Source organism: Pseudomonas sp. MIACH (genome assembly GCF_001269925.1).
GTDB lineage: Bacteria > Pseudomonadota > Gammaproteobacteria > Pseudomonadales > Pseudomonadaceae > Aquipseudomonas.
In genome coordinates this window covers 71,582-91,052 of record NZ_LHVO01000029.1, presented here as the reverse complement: position 1 = coordinate 91,052, position 19,471 = coordinate 71,582, and the positions used below count along the sequence as shown (strand labels likewise).

The 19,471-nt window shown below is 60.6% G+C and carries 20 protein-coding genes; 15 read left to right on the top strand and 5 right to left on the bottom strand.

Going from position 1 to position 19,471, the window contains the following annotated elements; translation table 11 throughout:
- The first annotated feature begins 569 nt into the window (after positions 1 to 569).
- Together AD670_RS12140 and AD670_RS12135 are read left to right on the top strand one after the other, a co-directional pair.
- Positions 570 to 899: a hypothetical protein gene (locus tag AD670_RS12140; protein WP_053132138.1), complete on the top strand. Its 330-nt coding sequence runs from the start codon at positions 570 to 572 to the stop codon at positions 897 to 899.
- Positions 900 to 923: 24 nt separating this feature from the next.
- The gene (locus AD670_RS12135; RefSeq protein WP_032885644.1) at positions 924 to 1,295 is read left to right on the top strand and encodes a PH domain-containing protein; all 372 of its coding nucleotides are present in this window, start codon (positions 924 to 926) and stop codon (positions 1,293 to 1,295) included.
- Between the two features lie 201 nt (positions 1,296 to 1,496).
- Here the strand turns inward: AD670_RS12135 and AD670_RS12130 are convergent, their stop codons facing one another.
- The 3 genes from AD670_RS12130 to AD670_RS12120 all read right to left on the bottom strand — a co-directional run bounded on the left by AD670_RS12130 (position 1,497) and on the right by AD670_RS12120 (position 4,205).
- A complete protein-coding gene (locus AD670_RS12130) occupies positions 1,497 to 2,069 on the bottom strand; it encodes a hypothetical protein (protein ID WP_053132135.1) in 573 nt (190 codons plus the stop codon).
- Positions 2,070 to 2,193: 124 nt separating this feature from the next.
- Positions 2,194 to 3,546: a sensor histidine kinase gene (locus AD670_RS12125; RefSeq protein WP_053132132.1), complete on the bottom strand. Its 1,353-nt coding sequence runs from the start codon at positions 3,544 to 3,546 to the stop codon at positions 2,194 to 2,196.
- Positions 3,543 to 4,205 (bottom strand): response regulator, encoded by a 663-nt coding sequence (locus AD670_RS12120; protein WP_053132130.1) that lies wholly within the window; start codon positions 4,203 to 4,205, stop codon positions 3,543 to 3,545. Before AD670_RS12120 ends, AD670_RS12125 begins: the two co-directional genes overlap by 4 nt.
- A gap of 147 nt (positions 4,206 to 4,352) precedes the next feature.
- Here AD670_RS12120 and AD670_RS12115 point away from each other — a divergent pair, with 147 nt between their 5' ends.
- The 5 genes from AD670_RS12115 to AD670_RS12095 are packed head-to-tail and all read left to right on the top strand — an operon-like array spanning position 4,353 to position 9,075.
- Positions 4,353 to 4,619 carry a PepSY domain-containing protein gene (locus AD670_RS12115; protein WP_048722823.1) on the top strand — a complete coding sequence of 89 codons (267 nt, stop codon included), beginning with the start codon at positions 4,353 to 4,355 and terminating at the stop codon, positions 4,617 to 4,619.
- Positions 4,619 to 5,164, top strand: a complete 546-nt coding sequence (locus tag AD670_RS12110; RefSeq protein WP_053132127.1) for a cytochrome b/b6 domain-containing protein — start codon at positions 4,619 to 4,621, stop codon at positions 5,162 to 5,164. The genes AD670_RS12115 and AD670_RS12110 overlap by 1 nt, the downstream gene beginning before the upstream one ends.
- Before the next feature lie 22 nt (positions 5,165 to 5,186).
- On the top strand, positions 5,187 to 6,455 hold the full coding sequence (locus AD670_RS12105; RefSeq protein ID WP_053132125.1) for an exo-alpha-sialidase: 1,269 nt from the start codon (positions 5,187 to 5,189) through the stop codon (positions 6,453 to 6,455).
- A complete protein-coding gene (locus AD670_RS12100) occupies positions 6,455 to 7,054 on the top strand; it encodes a hypothetical protein (RefSeq protein WP_053132122.1) in 600 nt (199 codons plus the stop codon). Before AD670_RS12105 ends, AD670_RS12100 begins: the two co-directional genes overlap by 1 nt.
- Complete coding sequence (locus AD670_RS12095; protein ID WP_053132146.1) at positions 7,054 to 9,075, top strand: LTA synthase family protein; 2,022 nt, start codon at positions 7,054 to 7,056, stop codon at positions 9,073 to 9,075. The genes AD670_RS12100 and AD670_RS12095 overlap by 1 nt, the downstream gene beginning before the upstream one ends.
- Here AD670_RS12095 and AD670_RS12090 read toward each other — a convergent pair whose 3' ends face one another.
- The gene (locus tag AD670_RS12090) at positions 9,076 to 9,450 is read right to left on the bottom strand and encodes a cytochrome c family protein (RefSeq protein ID WP_053132120.1); all 375 of its coding nucleotides are present in this window, start codon (positions 9,448 to 9,450) and stop codon (positions 9,076 to 9,078) included. It abuts the gene before it with no gap.
- 43 nt (positions 9,451 to 9,493) lie between these two features.
- Entirely contained in the window at positions 9,494 to 10,036 is a 543-nt protein-coding gene (locus tag AD670_RS12085) for a demethoxyubiquinone hydroxylase family protein (protein ID WP_256243896.1), read from the bottom strand.
- Positions 10,037 to 10,232: 196 nt separating this feature from the next.
- On the opposite strand from AD670_RS12085, the gene AD670_RS12080 reads away from it, so the two are divergent.
- From AD670_RS12080 to AD670_RS12045, 8 genes are all read left to right on the top strand, one after another.
- On the top strand, positions 10,233 to 10,613 hold the full coding sequence (locus AD670_RS12080; RefSeq protein ID WP_053132118.1) for a response regulator: 381 nt from the start codon (positions 10,233 to 10,235) through the stop codon (positions 10,611 to 10,613).
- A gap of 197 nt (positions 10,614 to 10,810) precedes the next feature.
- The gene (locus AD670_RS12075) at positions 10,811 to 11,425 is read left to right on the top strand and encodes a biliverdin-producing heme oxygenase (protein ID WP_053132116.1); all 615 of its coding nucleotides are present in this window, start codon (positions 10,811 to 10,813) and stop codon (positions 11,423 to 11,425) included.
- On the top strand, positions 11,422 to 13,665 hold the full coding sequence (locus AD670_RS12070) for an ATP-binding protein (RefSeq protein ID WP_053132114.1): 2,244 nt from the start codon (positions 11,422 to 11,424) through the stop codon (positions 13,663 to 13,665). The genes AD670_RS12075 and AD670_RS12070 overlap by 4 nt, the downstream gene beginning before the upstream one ends.
- Positions 13,666 to 13,852: 187 nt before the next feature.
- Positions 13,853 to 14,053, top strand: a complete 201-nt coding sequence (locus AD670_RS12065; protein WP_053132112.1) for a hypothetical protein — start codon at positions 13,853 to 13,855, stop codon at positions 14,051 to 14,053.
- Positions 14,054 to 14,173: 120 nt separating this feature from the next.
- Positions 14,174 to 16,069, top strand: coding sequence for an alkaline phosphatase D family protein (locus AD670_RS12060; RefSeq protein WP_053132109.1), 1,896 nt, complete (start codon positions 14,174 to 14,176; stop codon positions 16,067 to 16,069).
- A gap of 140 nt (positions 16,070 to 16,209) precedes the next feature.
- The gene (locus tag AD670_RS12055) at positions 16,210 to 17,223 is read left to right on the top strand and encodes a diguanylate cyclase domain-containing protein (protein WP_053132107.1); all 1,014 of its coding nucleotides are present in this window, start codon (positions 16,210 to 16,212) and stop codon (positions 17,221 to 17,223) included.
- Positions 17,224 to 17,370: 147 nt separating this feature from the next.
- On the top strand, positions 17,371 to 18,621 hold the full coding sequence (locus AD670_RS12050) for an aspartate aminotransferase family protein (RefSeq protein WP_053132104.1): 1,251 nt from the start codon (positions 17,371 to 17,373) through the stop codon (positions 18,619 to 18,621).
- A 129-nt stretch (positions 18,622 to 18,750) separates the two neighbouring features.
- Entirely contained in the window at positions 18,751 to 19,467 is a 717-nt protein-coding gene (locus tag AD670_RS12045) for a hypothetical protein (protein WP_053132102.1), read from the top strand.
- Positions 19,468 to 19,471: the final 4 nt, after the last annotated feature.

Below are 19,471 nucleotides of genomic sequence, written 5' to 3'. Positions count from 1 at the left end.
TATTCTTTGATTTCTCGCGGAGTAACTTGTGATGCTGATAATCTTGTTGACTATCAGTCTGACTCCACAAGCACCCACACGAATTGCTTGATTCAGTTGTTAAAGAGCGGTTGGTTAAGATCTTTCGTCTCAACCGAGGCGCGCATTCTACAGCAGCCTCATTTGCTGTCAAGTGATTATTTTCAGAAGCTTTCGAAGATTTCTTCAACAACTTCAACCACTTGCGCTTCCGATCTCTCGTTAGCGGGAGGCGAATAATACAGTATTGAATTGCGTGGTCAACCCCCTTCTGGAAAAACTTTCCTTAACAAAAGCCCCACACACCACGACGCAATAAAGGCCTTCTTATAAGGAGGGCATCATTGCTTCTATATAGAAGGTGTACTTGGCAAGCAGCCAAGAACCACGGCCATGGTGTCGGTGACATCGAACCGTGAAGTCAGGCCGGCCGCATACGGGTTCTCATCAATATTGCAGAACATCCGAAACCCGGTACGCCCCAGGTCTTTTTTTTCACACCCAGAACAGTGATCATCGCCCTCCGCCCCGAACCCTGAGGAACCGACACCATGGAATTGACGCTGGAAGCTGTTGCGCTCTTTGCACTCAAGCTCGTGCATGAGGAGGACGGCGGCAGCCCGGTGTTGAGGGATGACCTGATAATGGATGGGTATGAGCGGGAGGTGTTTGGGTTGCTGGTGCGGCAGGGGGATCTGCCGGGAATTCTGCTGAAGATAGAGGAGTGTGTGGTGCAGGCGCTGATCGCTTTGGGTGGGGCCGATACGGTGTTGGGGCGTGAGCTGCAGTGGTTGTCTACCGACGTACAGCAAGCCACCACGCTGGAGGAACTCAACCCACCGCTCGTGGCACTGAAGGACTACCTTAAAGCCATCCAATAACCGACTCACCATAAGGACCGTCACATGATCGACTTCAACAACAAAGGCTTCTTCAAACTCAAACAAAACAACGAATATGCCGAACGCGTCGCCGCCCTGCTGCTGGACGGCGAAGAAGTCGTCGACGCCTACAAAGCCATGCGCGACGGCGTGGTCTTCACCACCAAACGCATCATCGCGGTGAACGTGCAAGGCATCACCGGCAGCAAGAAGGACTTCACTTCGCTGCCGTACAAAAACATCGTCGCGTACTCGGTGGAAACGTCCGGCACGTTTGATCTGGACTCGGAACTGGAGATTTACTTTTCGTCGCTGGGAAAAGTGAAATTTGAATTCACCGGCAAGACCTCGATTGTCGAAATCTCCCGCCTGATCTCCAAGCACCTGCTGACTTGATCAGCGGGCATGCTTCAGGGCATCACGGATGACGCTGACTGATCGTCATCCACGAGGACGAAAAAGGAAACGTTTTCGAATCAGAGCATTGGTACTTCGGCGAAGTCAGCACGACCGATAAAGACCCTGGCGGAGAGCGCTGGAAGTATCAAACCTTCAGGTCCTTCCAGGCGCAGCATCCGCATTTGTTCGGCCGTCCACCTAACCCTCTTTCGCCTCACTTCCCTCCCCCCCAATCAACACCCGATTCGCCGGATCCGTAATATCAAACACCTGCAGCGCACATACCGAACGACTGAACCTGAACTGAAATTCCACCAGATACACCTTGGTCTTCTCGGGGCTAAACGTACTCGTCACCGGCCCGCAGCTGTAGTAAACCCCGTTGCCCTGGCTTCTCGCCGAACTGGACACGGTGAGTTTCTTGCCGGGGTCCGCCTGGATCTCCAACTGCGGAAAGCGCTTGAACGCGGCGCTGGCTACCGTCTGGTTGAGCTTGGCGATCCAGTTGAAAACCCGGCCTTCGCCGGTGTCCATCACCGTGCCGAGAGTTTCCATGCGTGGGTCGGGGTCGCCTTCACGACGGATGGCGAATTCGACGGGATGGGTGCCGCCATAGGCTTTCATGATGACTTTGGCGTGCTCAGCATCGACGGCCACGGTTTTCTGCCGCAGTTGGATGCCGTCCTTGAGCAGGCTGGGCGATGAATCGCGTTGGTTGGATTGGCAGGCGCACAAGGCCAGGGCTAAAGAGAGCAGCACGACTCGCTTCACGGAAGGATGTCCTTATCAAGATGAAAGATGATAATGACTGGACCCGCGATCAAACAGGATGTTCCGCAGTGGAGCGGCCGCGATGCAGGGGCTCGACAGCTCCCACATTTGAGCCCTGATCGCCTCAGGCCTCGTCAAACACCAACCGCGCGCACAACCCGCCCCGCTCTCGGTTATGCAACGCCAAGCGGCTGCCGATCTTGCCCACGATCATCTCCACAATCGCCAGCCCCAGCCCTGCGCCATTGGCATTGCCACGGCTGTAGAACCGCTCGAACAAACGCCCCATTTCCGCCTCATCAATTCCCGGCCCTTGGTCTTCGACGCTCAGGCAATTGGCGCCAATCACCACTTTCACTTCGCTGCCCGGCGGGGAGAAGTTGAGGGCGTTGGTCACCAGGTTTTGCAGGGCGATGGCCAGCGCCACCGGTTCGGTTTCGATCCAGCAGTCTTCATCCCCTTCCAGCACCAACTCCACGCCTTTCTCCATGGCCAGCGGCGTCAGTTCGGCGAGTTCTTCGCGCACCAGCTCGGTGAGTTGTACGCGGCTGCGCTTGGGGTTGTTCAACTGCGGCTCGATGCGCGCCATGGTCAGCAGTTGGCTGCCGATGCGGGTGGCGCGGTCGACGCCGTTGACCAGGTAGTCCAACGCTTCGCGCCGCTGGGCCTCGGTGCCGGCACTTTGGGCGTTTTGCGCATGGATGCGCAGGATCGCCAGGGGTGTGCGCAGTTCGTGGGCGGCGTCGGCGATGAAGCGGCGCTCACGTGCGAGCAGGTCATCGACTTGGACCAATAGCCGGTTGAGCGCAGTTTGCATGGGCTCCAGGTCACTGGGCAGGGGCTTCAGGTGCAACGGTTGCAAGGTCTCGGTGGTGCGCCCGCGAATGGAAAGGGCCATGGCACGCAAGGGTTTCAGGCCCCAGCCGATCACCAGCCAGATCAACATCGTCAGCAGCGGCACGCCGATCAAGGTGGGCCAGAGGGTGTGGCGCATGATGCGCTGGATCACGTCCTGACGAATATCGTCGCGCTCGCCCACCCAGATCAGCAGGCCTTGCTGCGGGTCGGCAAGGAGAAAGGCGCACCAGTCGTTGCCGTTGTCCATGATGTCGTGGGAGCCGAGGGTAGCCGGCGGTGCGGCCAACACTGGCGCTTCGGCGGAGCGTACGAGTAATTGGCCGTCGCTGCGCCACACCTGGAAGGTCAACCGAGTTTCATAAGGGTGGGCGACGCCGTCTTCGCCGACACGGCTCATGGCGTGATCGAAGGCCTGATACAGGCGGTCCCAGTCGGCTTCGCCAGGGTCGCGCTGGCGCAATACGCCTTGCAGCAGGCGTGCGCTTTGGGCGAGTTGGGCGTCGTAGACTTCTTCGATTTCGTGGTGGCTGTCACGCAGCACCAGCCAGCTGATCAGGGCGTCGCCCAACAGGATCAGCACCAGGACAGGGATGAGGATGCGTGCACGCACGGAGGTCATGGTTTAAGCGCCAGTACATAACCAACACCACGCACAGTGCGGATCAGCTCGGTGGATAACTTTTTACGCAGGTTGTGGATCAACACTTCCAAGGTGTTGCTCTCGACCCGGTCCTGCCAGCCATACAACGCGCGGGACAGGCGCTCGCGGGTCACCACCTTGCCGGGGCGTACCATCAGTTGGTGCAGCAGTTGGTATTCCATCGGGGTGACGATGATGTCTTCATCCAGATACCGCACTTGCTGAGTAGCCGGGTCGAGGCTGACGCCGGCATGTTCCAGCATCGGTTGCGCGCGGCCCTGGCTGCGGCGCAACAAGGCGCGCACGCGGGCCTTGAGTTCTTCCACATCGAAGGGTTTGACCAGGTAGTCGTCGGCACCAGCGTCCAGACCGGCGATGCGCTCGGCGGTGCCGTCGCGGGCGGTGAGGATCAGCACCGGCAAGTCGTGCTGCTCGGCACGCAGTTGCTGCAGCAGGTCCAGACCATCAAGGCGCGGTAGACCTAAGTCGAGCAGCAACAGATCGAAGCTTTCCGTGCGCAGGGCATGCAGGGCCGCAACGCCATCCTGCAGCCAATCCAGGGTGTAGCCTTCAACGCCCAATGCCACGCGAATCCCTTGGCCAAGGGCACGATCATCTTCGACAAGGAGTAGGCGCATAGCAAAATCTCTGTAGGAATCGGCGGCATCATGCCGGGTTCTGGCCGAGGCTATTTCGGCAAAGATGTTACCGCGCGTTGCCAACTAAGGTTGCGCTAAGGTTGATTTTGCACTGTGAAATCTCCCACATCTGCTGAGAGCTTTTCCATGCGCAAAATTCTCCTGCTGTCCCTGATTATCGCCAGCCCCCTGGCCGTTGCCGGGCCGCAATGCACCACCGCCGAACGCTCACAATGGCAAGACGAAAAAGCCTTCCAGGACAAGCTCAAGGCCGAAGGCTACGAGATCAGCAAGTTCAAGGTCACCGACGGCAACTGCTACGAGATCTACGGTTTCGACAAGGACAAGCGCAAGGTCGAGATCTACCACGACCCGGTCACCGGCAAGGCCGTGAAGACTGAGATCAAAGGCTGATGCCAGGCGAATCCCTGCGCCTGTGGGACCCATTGGTAAGACTGTTTCATCTGTCTATCGCCGGGGTCTTTGTCGCCAATTACTTCTTTAACGAAGCGGGCGATGACTGGCATGTCTGGCTGGGCTATTACGCCATGGCCTGGCTGCTGGTACGAACGGTGTGGGGATTCATCGGGCCGCGCAGTGCACGCTGGGCGGACTTCTGGCCGACCCCGAAACGCTTGAACACCCATCTGCGCTCGCTGCTCAACCGCCGCCCGCAACATCGCCTGGGCCATTCGCCCATCGGTGCGCTGGTGATGCTGATGATGTTGCTGGCGTTGCTGACCATCGGTGTCAGCGGCTTTTTGATGCAGGAAGTGGACGCCCTGTGGGGCGCCGATTGGCCCCTGCAAATCCACGAGACCGCCGCGAATGTGCTGCTGGGCCTGGTGTGCATCCATGTGCTGGCCGCGGTGTTTGAAAGTATCCAGGTGCGGGACAACCTGCCGTTATCCATGCTCACCGGTCGCAGGAAGCGCCTGCCGGATGAACGTGCGCAGTAATCCTTTTCTCGACAGGTCCTCTATGCGCTCCGCCTTACTGATCTGCAGCCTGCTCGCCGTCTTCGTGGCCGCGTGGCTTAGCCATCCGCCCCATGTACTGGCACCCTTTGCCCAAGTGGCGCCGAACACCTCGAAAGTGGCGGCGGCCCCGCAATACACCAGCCGTTTTGTGTCCTCGCAGCTCACGGACTTTGTGCACTCTTCCTCCGTCACCGCCCTGCCCGGCGGCGACTTGATGGCCGTGTGGTTTGCCGGTTCGCGGGAAGGCGCCGCCGATGTGCAGGTGCGCACCGCACGCTTCGATGCGCGCAGCGGCGAATGGGGCACCGAGCAGGTGCTGGCCACGCGGGAAAGCACCCGCGACGGCACCCAGCGCTATATCCGCAAACTCGGCAACCCGGTCATCGCCCTGGGGCCGGATAAACGCCTGTGGATGTTTTATGTTTCGGTGTCGGTCGGCGGCTGGGCCACCAGTGCGATCAACCTGATGGTCTCGGATGACCTCGGCGCCAGTTGGTCCGCGCCCCGGCAGTTGGTGACCTCTCCGTTTTTCAACATCAGTACGCTGGTGCGTGCCGCGCCGGTGTTCCACGCCGACGGCTCCATCGGCCTGCCGGTGTACCACGAGTTCATGGGCAAGTTTGCCGAGTACCTGTACTTGAGCGCCGACGGCGCAGTGATCGACAAATTCCGCATCAGCCGCGGCAAGAACTCCCTGCAACCGACTATCGTGCCGCTGGATGGCAAGCGCGCCGTGGCGATGTTGCGCTACGCCGGCGACACCCACCACCGCGTCCTGGCCAGCCGTACCGAAGACGCCGGGCAAACCTGGAGCGAGCCGTACCCGCTGGAACCGGCCAACCCCAACTCATCGTTGGCGGCGGTGGGTACGCAAGACGACGGGCTACTCGTGGCCCTCAACGACCTGCAGGATGGCCGCTTCAAGCTCAGCCTCTACGGCACCGACGCCCAGCTCAGCCAATGGCGCACCGTGGTGCAACTGGATGAGTCGCCCGACCCGCTCGGCCAACCCTTCTCCCCCGAGGCCTATAAAGAAATCATCGGCGAAGGCTTCCGCGCCTCCAGCGGTGCCAAGCGCCTGCCGCTGGAACAGCGCTTTCTCAGCAACCTCGACTACCGCGTGTGCAAACCCAGGGGCTGCGATTTCGAATACGAGTACCCGTACTTCAGCCGCAGCCCGGATGGCATGTACCACTTGGTGTACTCGTGGAATAACACCTTTATTAAACATGTCAGCTTCAACGAAGCCTGGCTGGAGGAGCGTCTGTGATGGCTTCTGTGTGGCAGGCCCATTTGAGTTTTGTGCTGCTGGGGTTTGTGCTGTTAAGCACGCTCAGGTTTACCGCACCCTGGCGGCCATGGCTGCTGCCGGCGCTGGTGGCGGTCAGCTTTATCCCGGTCAACGAGCTGCCGCTGGCGGCGTATGTGCGCAGCTTTACCGACGATTTGGCAATCAGCACATTGGTGTTGTTGGCGTGGGTCGTGCTCAGCCGCCTGGGCTTAGTGCAACCGCTCGCTCATCGGCACCAAGTGCAGACGTTGCTGCTGTTTGGCCTGCTGAGCCTGGTGCTATACCCGGCCACCTTGGGCCTGACCTACTTCGACCCGTACCGTTGGGGCTTCAACCCGCGACCGATGATCGTGCTGGTGGCGGCGGCCGCACTGTTGATGCTGTGGATGCGTAATACGCTGGCGGTGTGGATGCTGGCGATAGGCACGTTGGCTTTTGCGTTACGGCTCAAAGCGTCGGAAAACTATTGGGACTATCTGGTCGATCCGTTGCTGACCGGTTACTGCCTGATCGCCGGCGCGGGGCTGCTGATCAGCGCCGCCTGGCGTCCTCTTTTGAAATGGCACCGGGGTCAATGATGAGTGCGTTGCAATCACGCCGCCTGCGCTACGGCGTGGGCGCGATCGGGTTGGTGTTTGTGTTGCTGGCTGCGTTGCGGCTGGTGTTTGTGCTGGGCTTTTCCGGCCTTGATTTGAACACCCCGGCGCTGCTGGAAACCCTGGGTATCGGCCTGCGTTTCGACCTGCGCCTGGCGGTGTTGATCCTGCTGCCGCTGGCCGTGCTGGCGTGGTTGCCGCGCTGGAACCTCACCACCCTGCCGGCCCTGCGCTGGCTGGCGCGCGGTTATCTGGTCATCGCGCTGGCGGTGATCGGGCTGGTGTACATCATCGACTTCGGCCACTACGCCTACCTCGGCGTGCGTATCAATGCGACGGTGCTGCGTTACCTGCAAGACGCACAGATTTCCCAACAGATGGTGTGGGAAACCTACCCAGTGCTGTGGATAACCGCGTGCTGGCTTGCGGCGGTGGCGCTTTGGGTCTGGGCGTTGGTCTGCCTGGAGCGGTTGACCCTGGATCGAACACCCACCGCTATCAGCAAGCCGGCCCTGACGGTGGTGAGTGTGATCGGCGTTGTCGCAGTGCTGCTGGCCCTGCTCGGCCGTGTCGCCCACCTCAACCTGGAAAACCCGGTGCCCCTGCGCTGGAGCGATGCCTTCTTTTCCGGCAACAGCCAACTGGCCGCCGTGGGCCTGAACCCGGTGCTGTTTTTGTATGACACGCTCAAGGTCGGCCAATCGCAATTCGATGAAGCCCAGGTCCGCACGTATTACCCGCAAGTCGCCCAGTACCTGGGCGTGACCCAGCCCGATGCCCAGTCCCTGAACTTCATCCGCGAACAAGGCGTGCAACCCTATCGACTGGCCGGCGAGCGCCCGCCGAATGTGATTTTCGTGATGCTCGAGTCCCTCGGCACCAGCGCCGTCGGCGCCTATGGCAACCCGCTCAACCCCACGCCGAACCTGGACAAACTGGCGACGCAAAGCTGGTTCTTCAAACACTTCTACGTCCCCGTCACCGGCACCGCGAAAACTGTGTGGGCCAGCATCACCGGCGTGCCCGACGTCACCCGCCAGGAGACCGCCACGCGCAACCCGTTGATCACGCGGCAACACACGTTGATCAATGCATTCAAGGGTTACCAGAAGTTCTACATGATCGGCGGCAACGCCGGCTGGGCGAATATCAATGCACTGATCCGCCAGAGCATCGACGATGTGCAGTTGTTCGAGGAGAGCGACTGGCAATCGCCACGAGTGGACGTTTGGGGGATTTCCGACCTGGACCTGTTCAAGGAAGCTGACGATCTGTTGAGCACGCTCCCCAAGGACCAGCCGTTCTTCGCCTACCTGCAAACCTCCGGCAACCATCGCCCCTTCACCATTCCCAAGCACAACGATGGCTTCCAGGTCAGCGACGTGACACTGGAACAGGCCCAGGCCGTAGGCTCCCGCAGTGTCGAGCAGTACAACGCGGTGCGCCTGCTGGACTACAACATCGGCCGGCTGATGGAAATCGCCAAGGCCGGCGGCTACTACGACAACAGCATTTTTGTGTTCTTCGGTGACCACAACACCCGCATCAGCCAGATCCCGCACATGGCGCCGGCCTTCGAACAGTTGGGCCTGGAGAGCAACAACGTGCCGCTGCTGATCCACGCCCCTGGCCTTGCGCCTCGGGTGATCGAAGAAGCGGTGGGCCTGGCTGACCTGCTGCCCACCGTGGCCGGCATGGCGGGCGTACCGTTCCGCAACGGCGCGATGGGACGGGACATCCAGCAACCGGCGCCCGAGGGCGAACGCGTGGTGCCGCTGGTGTTGCGCGAAGGCACCTTCCCGATCATCGGCGGCGTGACCCAGGATTTCCTGCTGCAGATGCAGCACGACGGCAGCTCACCGACCCTGCATGACCTTGCGTCGCTCACCCCGCGTGACGATGTGAGCGCACAACATCCCGAGGAGTTTCAGCGATTGCAGGCGCTGACCCGTGGGCTGCATGAGAGTGCGCGGTTGATGCTGTTCAGGAATGTGCGTGAGTGATCACTTGGGTTGGAACGTCTCGAGGTACGCCAGGATGTTGTCGATTTTTTCCGGGTCGCTGATGCCCCAGAAAATCATGCGCGTACCACTCACCACCTTTTTTGGCGCTTCGATGTAGGCCGCGAGCTTGTCGCGGGTCCAGACCACCCCGGAGTTCTTCATCGCGTCCGAATATTGATAGTCGGCGGTGGTGCCGGCGGGTCGGCCGATGATGCCGTTGAGCTCCGGGCCAAAGCCCCCGCGCGCGCCTTCGCCAATGCTATGGCAGCCGCCGCAGGTCTTGGTGAAGAGCTTGCCGCCTGCCTCGGCATCGCCGGCGGCGCAGGCCGACGCGGTGTTGAGGAGCAGGGCGAGGGTCAGTAAGACGTACTTCATGGGTGACTCCACACGGGGTATTGCCGGCGATTATGCCTGCTTGTCAGGAGCGCATGCCCATCCAGATCACCGCTTCGGTCCACGCCGTCACCACCGGCGTCAGCGCTCGAAACCAGGGATCCTGCGCATCGATCTGCGCAGCCGAGTGGTCATGGTGGTGTTGCTCTTCGTCGACGATGGAAGCAATGGCCGCCACAGCCAGCGGGTCTATGTCACGTAACGTCTGAAGTTGGTGAGCCAGGTGCCTGAGCACCACGCTTTCCACGGCCACGGTGGTGGCAACGATAGCCTTGCGCCCGCACACCCCGGTGAGCACGCCCAGCACCAGCCCGCCAAGGCCGCACAGCCAGTAGCTGCGGCAGCGTCGGTAGCCTCGCCGTTGCAACTCGGCCTGGAACACCGCGCGGTGGCGGCGCTCGTGGGCGAGGAATTCACGGAGTTCACCCACCATGCCGGGGGCGAACAACCGCGCCATAAACAGCTGGCCGCTGTAGATACAGATCGCGCCATGCTCGCCGGCGTGGTCGACTTTGATCATGCGGTTGCCCAGGTCCGGGTCGATCAAGGGGGGAGCAGGAGCGTTCACGGTTGACGACCTTGTGCGAGGGCCTCAGGGAGTGTGCCGGTGCAGTTTACAGAACCCGGGCATCGTGCCGTACCACCCGCCAAATGCGCAACCTAGACGTTCTGAACGACCACCCATCGCCTGAGCCACATCCAATCGAACCTATCCGCGCCATGCCCACTCAACCTAACTGAACCCTGATGGTGGAGTAAGGATCATGGCTCAGCCATCGATTTTGGTATTAGAAGACGACGAGATCATTCGTTCGTTGATGGTGGATGTACTGGAGGATTTCGGCGCGGTTGTGACGTCTTTTCCTTCAGCCGATGAAGGGATGATTTACCTGGAGCGCGGCAACGACCCGGTGGACCTGATTGTCAGCGATGTGCAGATGCCGGGGTTGCTCAATGGCTATGACTTGAGCCGGGTGGTGGCGCATCGTTGGCCGTCGGTGCCGGTGCTTCTGACCTCTGGCAACACCAAGATGGCCGCCGAATTGGGCGGTACCGTACGGTTTCTGCCTAAACCGTGGAGCACAGAACATCTGCTTGAATGTGTGCAAACAGCGCTGACGCAACAGGGTGCCTCCATGCATTGATAGCGCTACGACATCACTTTTACCGAACTTCTGTGGAGTCGCTGCGGTCACTAGAGAGACAAGGAGTGACTTTTCTGATCCGCTGGTCAGCCTTTTCGCCTTCAGCCTATAGCTGATAGCCATCAGCTGTGTAGAATCGTCGCCTATTTTTCTCAGCGTCATTCCTGGTCGAAAGGCCCACAGTTCGAGCGCACTGAATGCATCCACAGGCCCCTGATTCTAGTGTGCCCTCTCTACTCGAAGCGTTGCGCACAGGCACTGCCCTGCTGCATGTAGCGCTTGAAAAACGTCTCCCGTTTTTCTCCGAGCACTTGGATGCCAATGGGTACATGCGCCTGATCCAGGCGTATTACGGGTTTTATCTGCCTATAGAAGCGGCACTCCACGACAGCCACTTGATCCCGGATGGATTCGACCCGGTTCTGCGTGTGAAAACGCCGACGCTGCTCAGCGATCTTAACGCCCTTGGCCTGGATCAGACCGCTATCAACGGCCTGCCGCGTTGTACCCATCTGCCCCGTTTCGACACCCCCGCCGCCTGCATTGGCGCCCTGTATGTGCTGGAAGGCGCGACGCTGGGCGGCCAGGTGCTGCGCCGGGAAATGGCCCGGCGCCTGGGTGTGGACGCCGATAACGGCGGTGCGTTTCTCAATGTATACGGTGCCGAAACCGGTCGGCGCTGGAAGGATTTTCTCGACTATCTGGGCCGCCTGCCGCTGGACGCCAATGCCAAACAGCAGGCGGTGGATACGGCCCGGTCGACATTCAGCTGCTTTGAGCAATGGCTCGACAGCCAGGAGGTACTGCTATGAAACCCGAAGATTTTGAAGAACTGCTTGCCAACTGTGCCAACGAGCCGATCCGTTTTCCGGGGGCGATCCAGCCCCACGGCGTGCTGCTGACGCTGTCAGAGCCCGACCTGAACATCATTCAGGTCAGTACCAACACCGCCAGCTTGTTCGACCGCGCTCCCGAGTCGTTGCTGGGCCAGCCGCTGCACGCGCTGATTGGCACCGAGCACGCCCAGGCCGTGCAGCGCATAACGGCACATAACAGCTTTTTTGATGCGCCGCCGCTGCACGTCACCCTCAACGGCGCCGAGTTCGAAGGCCTGTTGCACCGCCATCAGGACGTGCTGGTGCTGGAGTTCGAACCGCGGCTCAAGGACTTCCAGCCACGCACGCTCAAAGGTCGCAGCAGTGGCTTGGGCAAGATGCTGCAACGTTTGCAGTCCGCGAAAACCCTGCAGGCGCTGTACGAAATCAGCGTGACTGAAATCCAGGCCATGACCGGTTACGACCGGGTGTTGATCTACCGTTTCGAAGACGAAGGGCATGGCCAGGTGATCGCGGAAGCGTCGGCACCGTCCATGGAGCTGTTCAACGGGTTGTTCTTCCCCGCCTCTGACATCCCGGAGCAGGCCCGCGAGCTGTATCGCACCAACTGGCTGCGCATCATCCCCAACGCCGCCTACGAGCCGGTGCCCCTGCTGCCCAGGTTGCGTCCGGACACCGGCCAGCCCCTGGACTTGAGCTTTGCCACCCTGCGCAGCGTGTCGCCGATTCACTGCCAGTACATGCAGAACATGGGCGTGTTGTCGTCCATGAGCATTTCGCTGATGAAGGGCGACAAACTCTGGGGCCTGATCAGTTGCGGCAACCGCGAGCCGCTGCTGGTACCCAATGACCTGCGCATCACCTGCCAGACCATCGGCCAGGTGCTGTCACTGCAGATCAGCGCCATGGAAGCCCTGGACCTGAGCCGTCAGCGTGAAGAGAAAGTCGAGACCCTGGTCAAGCTGGATCAAGCGATGAAGGCGTCGGTAGAAAACGTGTTCGACGGCCTCGCCCAACAAGGCCAATTACTGATGGACCTGACCTTGTCCGGCGGTGTGGCGATCATCGAAGACAAGCAACTGCACCGCTACGGCAACTGCCCGGAACCGGCGCAGATCCGCGCCTTGCACAAATGGCTGCAAAACCACGGCGAGCCGGTGTTTTCCAGCCATAACCTGGTGTCGGTCTACCCGCCAGGCGCCGAGTTCCAACAGGTGGCCAGTGGTGTCCTGGCGATGAGCCTGCCAAAGCCTGTGGATAACGGCGTGCTGTGGTTCCGCCCGGAAGTGAAAGAGAACATCAACTGGAGCGGCGACCCGAATAAGCCGCTGGCCCTGGAAAACTCCGACGCCGGCCTGCGCCTTCGTCCACGCACCTCATTTGAAATCTGGAAAGTGGAGATGGCCGGTATCTCCACCAAGTGGAGCCACGGCGACCTGTTCGCAGCCAATGACCTGCGCCGCTCGGCCCTGGAAAACGACCTGGCCCGCCAGGTGCTGCGCGAGCAACAAGCCGTGCGTGCCCGCGATGAGCTGGTGGCGGTGGTGTCCCACGACCTGCGCAACCCGATGACGGTGATCTCCATGCTCTGCGGCATGATGCAAAAAGCCTTCAGCTCCGACGGCCCCCATACCTCGCGACGCATTTCCTCGGCCATCGACACCATGCAACAGGCCGCCGGGCGCATGAACGTCTTGCTGGAAGATCTGCTCGACACCTCGAAAATCGAAGCGGGGCGCTACGTCGTCAAACCGGTGGCCCTGGACGTCAGCCAAATGTTCGAAGAGGCCTACTCCCTGCTGGCGCCCCTGGCGATGGAAAAAGGCATCGACCTGTCGTTCAACGCCGAGCCTGGCCTGCAGATCAATGGCGACCCGGAGCGCCTGTTCCAGGTGTTGTCGAACCTGATCGGCAATGCCATCAAGTTCACCCCGCGCCAGGGCAGCATCGGCATCAGCGCAATGAGCAATGGTGAAGAGATCGTGTTCTCGGTGCGTGACTCAGGTGAAGGCATTGCCCCTGAGCAGTTGCCACATGTGTTTGATCGTTACTGGACCCAGGCGGAAAACAACCCCACCGGCACTGGCCTGGGGCTGTATATCACCCAGGGGATAGTCCAAGCCCATGGCGGCAAAATCGTTGCCGAGAGTGAAGTCGGACGTGGCAGTGAGTTCCGCTTTACCGTGCCGAGGGTGATTGAGGACTCCCGTACCTGACCGCCCCTGTGGCGAGCCTGCTCGCCATGCAAAAAAATGCCGGATTGACGTCTGAAGCCGTTGCCAACCGCCGTCATATCTTGCAGCAGGGCGTTTATAGCTCACCTTCTCCTGGCTCTATAAGTTTGGCGCCACTTCGCGCCAAGGGGCGAAGTAACCCTCGACTAATAGAGAGAAGGACACTTCCATGATCAGCTCCATCAACACCGTACAACTCCCCGCTCAATACCCCCCTGCGCCGCAGGATGACGCAGCCCCCCAACGCAAGAAGCGCAGCATCGAAGAACTTCAGTCGCAACTGGAGCCTCAGGAGTCCGACGGTTCGGCGCGCGACCGCCGAACCGGCAGTGGCAGCCTGGACAGCCTGGGCAGAGGAAACTTGCTCTAAACCGCAGGAAGAGGGGCAGCGCACTGCCCTTCTTCTTTACTGACCGCCACGCCTTAACAAAACACTGACATACGTTGCGCTAACCTTGCCGGTTCAATCCTGGCCGGAGCCTTTGACTGCATGCCACACCCCGACACCTTGCCCGCCGTACTCGCCGGCCCTCTGCTGCGGCGCCTGGAACCCCGGCGCCTGGTGCTGTGGCTGGTAGGAAGCCGCGCATTGCCCCTGACCCTGAAGCTGCACTGTGCCGAACGGAGCCTGGAAATACCCCTGGGCCAGGACCAGTGCCAGATCGTGCCAGTGGGGCGCCAGGCGTTTATCCACCTGATTGATGTACGGTTGGACGCGGCGCTGCCCCAGGACGTGATCATCAACTATGACCTGCTGGTCGAGCATGCCGGCATTGCCGAGTGGGCCCCGCACCTGCTGTACGCCGACACGCGATGCCCAAGTTTCGTGCTGCACAGCCATATCCATCAGCTGGTACACGGCTCGTGCCGTAAACCTCACCACAAGGCCGACGAAGGCCTGCTCTGCGTCGATCGCCTGCTGGCCGATGCACAGACCCCAGCCGACCGCCCGGCCTTGCTGATGATGAGCGGCGACCAGGTGTACGCCGACGATGTCGCCGGACCGATGTTGCGGGCGATCCATGAGCTGATTGCGCGCCTGGGCCTGTTCGATGAGTACCTGGAAGGCGCCGTGGTAGATGACAGCAGCAGCCTCTATGGGCATCGCGCCAGCTACTACAATCGCGCCGATCTGCTCCCCGCGCTGGACAGCAACGAGACCCTGCGCGAGCGTTTTTTTGGTGGCGTGAAAAAGCCGATTTTCACCAGCAGTACCGCCGACAATCACCTGGTGACCTTCGCCGAAGTCATGGCGATGTACCTGCTGGTGTGGTCGCCCACACCCTGGTCGCTGATCACTGCACAGCCACCGCAACTGGACGCCGATGAAGCCGCGCGCTATGCCCGCGAACAGGTGCACGTGGATAAATTCCGCGATGGCTTGCCGGGCGTGGCACGCGTATTCGCCCATCTGCCCACCTTGATGATCTTTGACGATCACGACATCACCGACGACTGGAACCTCAGCGCGCAATGGGAAGAAACCGCCTACGGCCATCCGTTCTCCAAACGCATCATCGGTAACGCGCTGCTGGCGTACCTGCTGTGCCAGGGCTGGGGGAATAACCCGGACGCCTTTGATGAACTGGTGGGCCAAACCCAGGCACTGGCCACCCAGGCGCAGAACAATCACCTGGACGCCCAGGCGCAGGATGATTTGCTGGCGGCGCTGCTGAAATTCCAACGGTGGCATTACGTCCTGCCTACTACCCCGGCCCTGGTGGTGCTCGACACCCGCACCCGGCGCTGGCGCAGCGAATTCAACCTCAAGCAACCCTCCGGCCTGCTGGACTGGGAAGCCTTGAGCGAACTGCAACAGGAACTGCTCGACCACCCCTCGGCCATCATCGTCTCCCCTGCGCCTGTGTTTGGCGTCAAGCTGATCGAGACCGTGCAGAAGGTCTTCAGTTGGTGCGGGCACCCTTTGCTGGTGGACGCGGAAAACTGGATGGCCCATCGCGGCGCGGCGCAGGTGATCCTCAATATTTTTCGCCACTCGCGCACACCCGGTAACTACGTGATCCTCTCGGGCGACGTGCACTACTCGTTCGTCTATGAAGTACTGATCCGCCATCGCAACGCCGGTCCCAGGATCTGGCAGGTCACCAGCAGCGGCATCAAGAACGAATTTCCACCGCGATTGCTGGAATGGTTCGACCGCCTCAATCGCTGGCTGTACTCGCCACGTTCGCCCCTCAACTGGTTCACTCGCCGCCGCACCATGCAGGTGGTGCCGCATATCCCGGAACATGCCGAGGCCGGTGAACGGTTATGGAATTCGGCAGGGATTGGCCAAGTGTTTTTCAACGAGCGGGGGCAGCCTGACACGATTTACCAGCACAACGCTGATGGGAGGACACGTACAAGGATGATCGCGCCGAAGTAATAGCCCATTGCCAGCCCTCCTATAGTCGCCCATTCGTTCTATTCAAAGCGCACAAGCTCCGATGTACAGTAGCGCCAGCCACGGAGTATCGGCATCAACATGGTTGGCCCTGGACGCCAGCCCATGCAAGGAGCGCGCAAATGGACGATATTTCCGACGACAACAACCTGACGGGTGATTTCTCTCACCTCAATGCCGCCATGCTGCATACCGTGCTGGAGTTGGTCAGCGACGGGATCTGGGACTGGAACGCCAATACCGGGTTCGTCTACCGCAACCCGGGCTGGTACGAGATGCTGGGCTACCCCCGCCACTCCCTGGAAAACAGCGTGTTCACCTGGGAGAACGTCATCCACCCGGACGATTACCCCCAGGTGATGACGTTGTTCGATGACTACATCAACCGTCGCGCCCCCCATTATCAAATCGAATACCGTTGCCGCAAAAAAGATGGCAGTTACCTGTGGATCGAAGACCGGGGCTACGTGATTGCGCGCAACCCCGACGGCTCGGTGGCGCGGATGGTGGGCGCCCATCGCGATATTCATCTGCGCAAGTGCTCCGTCGAACAGCTGGAGCGGCGCAACCAATCGCTTGAGGCGCTGGTGGCCGAGCGCACGCGCGAACTGTCGCGAGTCAATCAGCAGTTGCAATTGCAGCTGGACGAAAATCGCTCCCTGGCCGAACGGGATGCCCTGACCCTCGTTGCCAACCGCTACCGCTTGGAAAAAGTTCTGCTGGAAGAGTGCGACCGCGCCCAGCGTTTTCGCCTGCCGCTGGCATTGATTGCGATGGATATCGATGACTTCAAGCCAATCAATGACCAGCATGGTCACGGCGTGGGCGACCAAACCCTTTTGCAGGTAGTGGAATGCCTGGAAGGCTGCCTGCGCCCAGGCGACCTGCTGGCCCGCTGGGGTGGCGATGAGTTCATCGCGGTCCTGCCCAAAAGCGCACTGCAAACCGCCAGGGAACTGGCCGAGAAAATCTGCCAAAAGATGCGCAAGATCCCGATGCGCGGCGGCCTCCACGTCACCCTCAGCGTGGGCGTGGCCGAGCGCCGTATGGATGAGTCCCCCAGCGCCCTGATGGCGCGTGCCGATCAGGCGTTGTATCGCGCCAAGGCGGCGGGCAAGGATAGGGTGTCGGCGTAACATCGACGGGGCTACGACGTTGCCCAAAACGAGCTTTTGGCAACAGCTCTTCCGATTTGGAATGACCCGGCGATTTTATTTCGTTTGCGGCAGTGCCTGGCACACGGCTTAGATAAAAGACGCCCGCCACTGCCGAGTCCGACGTTCATGAGCCGCGAAACCATCAGCCAGTCGATATCCATCGTTCATCCCATCAGCCTCAGCCATGGCAGGAATGCCGAGGTCTGGGACACCACGGGCAAACGCTATATCGATTTTGTCGGCGGGATCGGCGTGCTCAACATTGGCCATTGCCACCCGGGCGTGGTGGCGGCCATCCGTGAACAAGCAACGAAGTTGACCCACTATGCGTTCAACGCCGCGCCCCACAAGCCCTACATCGAACTGATGGAGCGCCTGACCGGGTTTATCCCGGTGGACTACCCCGTCAGCGGCATGCTCACCAACAGCGGCGCAGAAGCCGCAGAAAACGCCTTGAAGATCGTCCGCGGCGCCACTGGCCGCACGGCGGTGATCGCCTTTGACGGTGCCTTCCACGGCCGCACCCTGGCCACCCTCAACCTCAATGGCAAGGTGGCCCCCTACAAACAAAAGATCGGCGTACTGCCCGGCCCGGTGTATCACCTGCCCTACCCCAGCGCCGATAACGGCGTGAGCTGCGCCGAAGCCCTGAAGGCCATGGACCGCTTGTTCAGCGTGGAAATCGACGTCAATGACGTCGCCTGCTTCATCATCGAGCCGGTGCAGGGCGAGGCGGGTTTCCTCGCCCTGGATGTCGAGTTTGCCCAGGCGTTGCGACGCTTGTGCGATGAGAAAAACATCCTGCTGATTGCCGATGAAATCCAATCCGGCTTCGGTCGCACCGGCCAGCGTTTCGCCTTCTCACGCCTGGGCATCGAACCTGACCTGATCCTGCTGGGCAAAAGCATTGCGGGCGGCATGCCGTTGGGCGCGGTGGTCGGACGCAAGGCGTTGATGGACAACCTGCCCAAAGGCGGGTTGGGCGGGACGTACTCCGGCAACCCCATCGCCTGCGCAGCGGCGCTGGCCACCCTCGATGCAATGACCGATGAACATGTGCAGGCCTGGGGATCGCAGCAGGAAGAAGCGATCGTCGGCCGCTATGAAGCCTGGCGCTCACAGCACCTGTCGCCCTACCTGGGCCGCCTGACCGGCGTCGGTGCCATGCGCGGCATCGAACTGACCAGCGCCGATGGCACGCCGGCGCCCCAGCAACTGACCCAATTGCTGAGCCTGGCGCGAGACGCCGGGTTGCTGTTGATGCCCAGCGGCAAGTCGCGGCACATCATCCGCCTGTTGGCACCGCTGACCATTGAGCCTGCGGTGCTGGAAGAAGGGCTGGATATTCTCCAGGCGTGCCTCAAGCAGTTGGTTTAACCCCCCGCCTGCGCCGGTCGGCAGCCTTGCTCCACGATAAGGGCATTGTGCTGCCTTGACCTGACCTCCCTCCCCGCTGAAAATGCGCGACGCTTTTTGTCTCCCGTTTACTGAAGTAGTGAAATTTCAATGTCCGATTCTTACACCGAACAAGCCGCCGAAGAATCCGTAGTCGCCTTGCACGCCAAAGCTGAATACGAAAACGCCATCAATCTTTCACAGCATGTGCCAGCGGCCAAGATCATCAGCGAGATGGTGCTGGACGCCTTTCACACCTCCAAGGAAAGCGACCAGATCCGCGAACTGCGCGTCGCCATCCGCCAGGCCCACGACAGCTTCGACGACGACAAGGCCTACGACCTGATGGGCCAGCTCAAGCAGCTCAAGGACGCCGAAGCCGCTGACAACATCGCCCTTGAAGACCTGAGCAGCAAATTCTCCATAAGCCGTATCCTGTCGAGCTTCAAGGATGATCCGCAGTTCCAGGAGCTGGTCTACGGGCTGGCCCTCAAAGTGCTGAACCAGTCTCACCAGGCCATCAGCAACCCAAGCGCCGGCAAAGGCAAGGCGGCTCGTCCCAAGAAAGAAGCCGAAGTGTTTGTGATCAGCAAGGACGGCATCAGCGTGACCCTGCCGTTGCGCACGCCACGCTCGCGGCTGAACGTCGACCGTGAGGCGTTTGAGTTCCTGGGTTTCAGCTTTGTAGGCGAAGGCGATGAAGCCGAGCTGGAGGTTGAAAGCTTTGTGGATAACGCCGGCGTCGAGCAGCCGCTGAGCCGCAAGAGCGTGATTACTGCGCTGCAACAGCAGACGGCGTTTGAGGGTTACAGCATCGCGCAGCAGTGACACC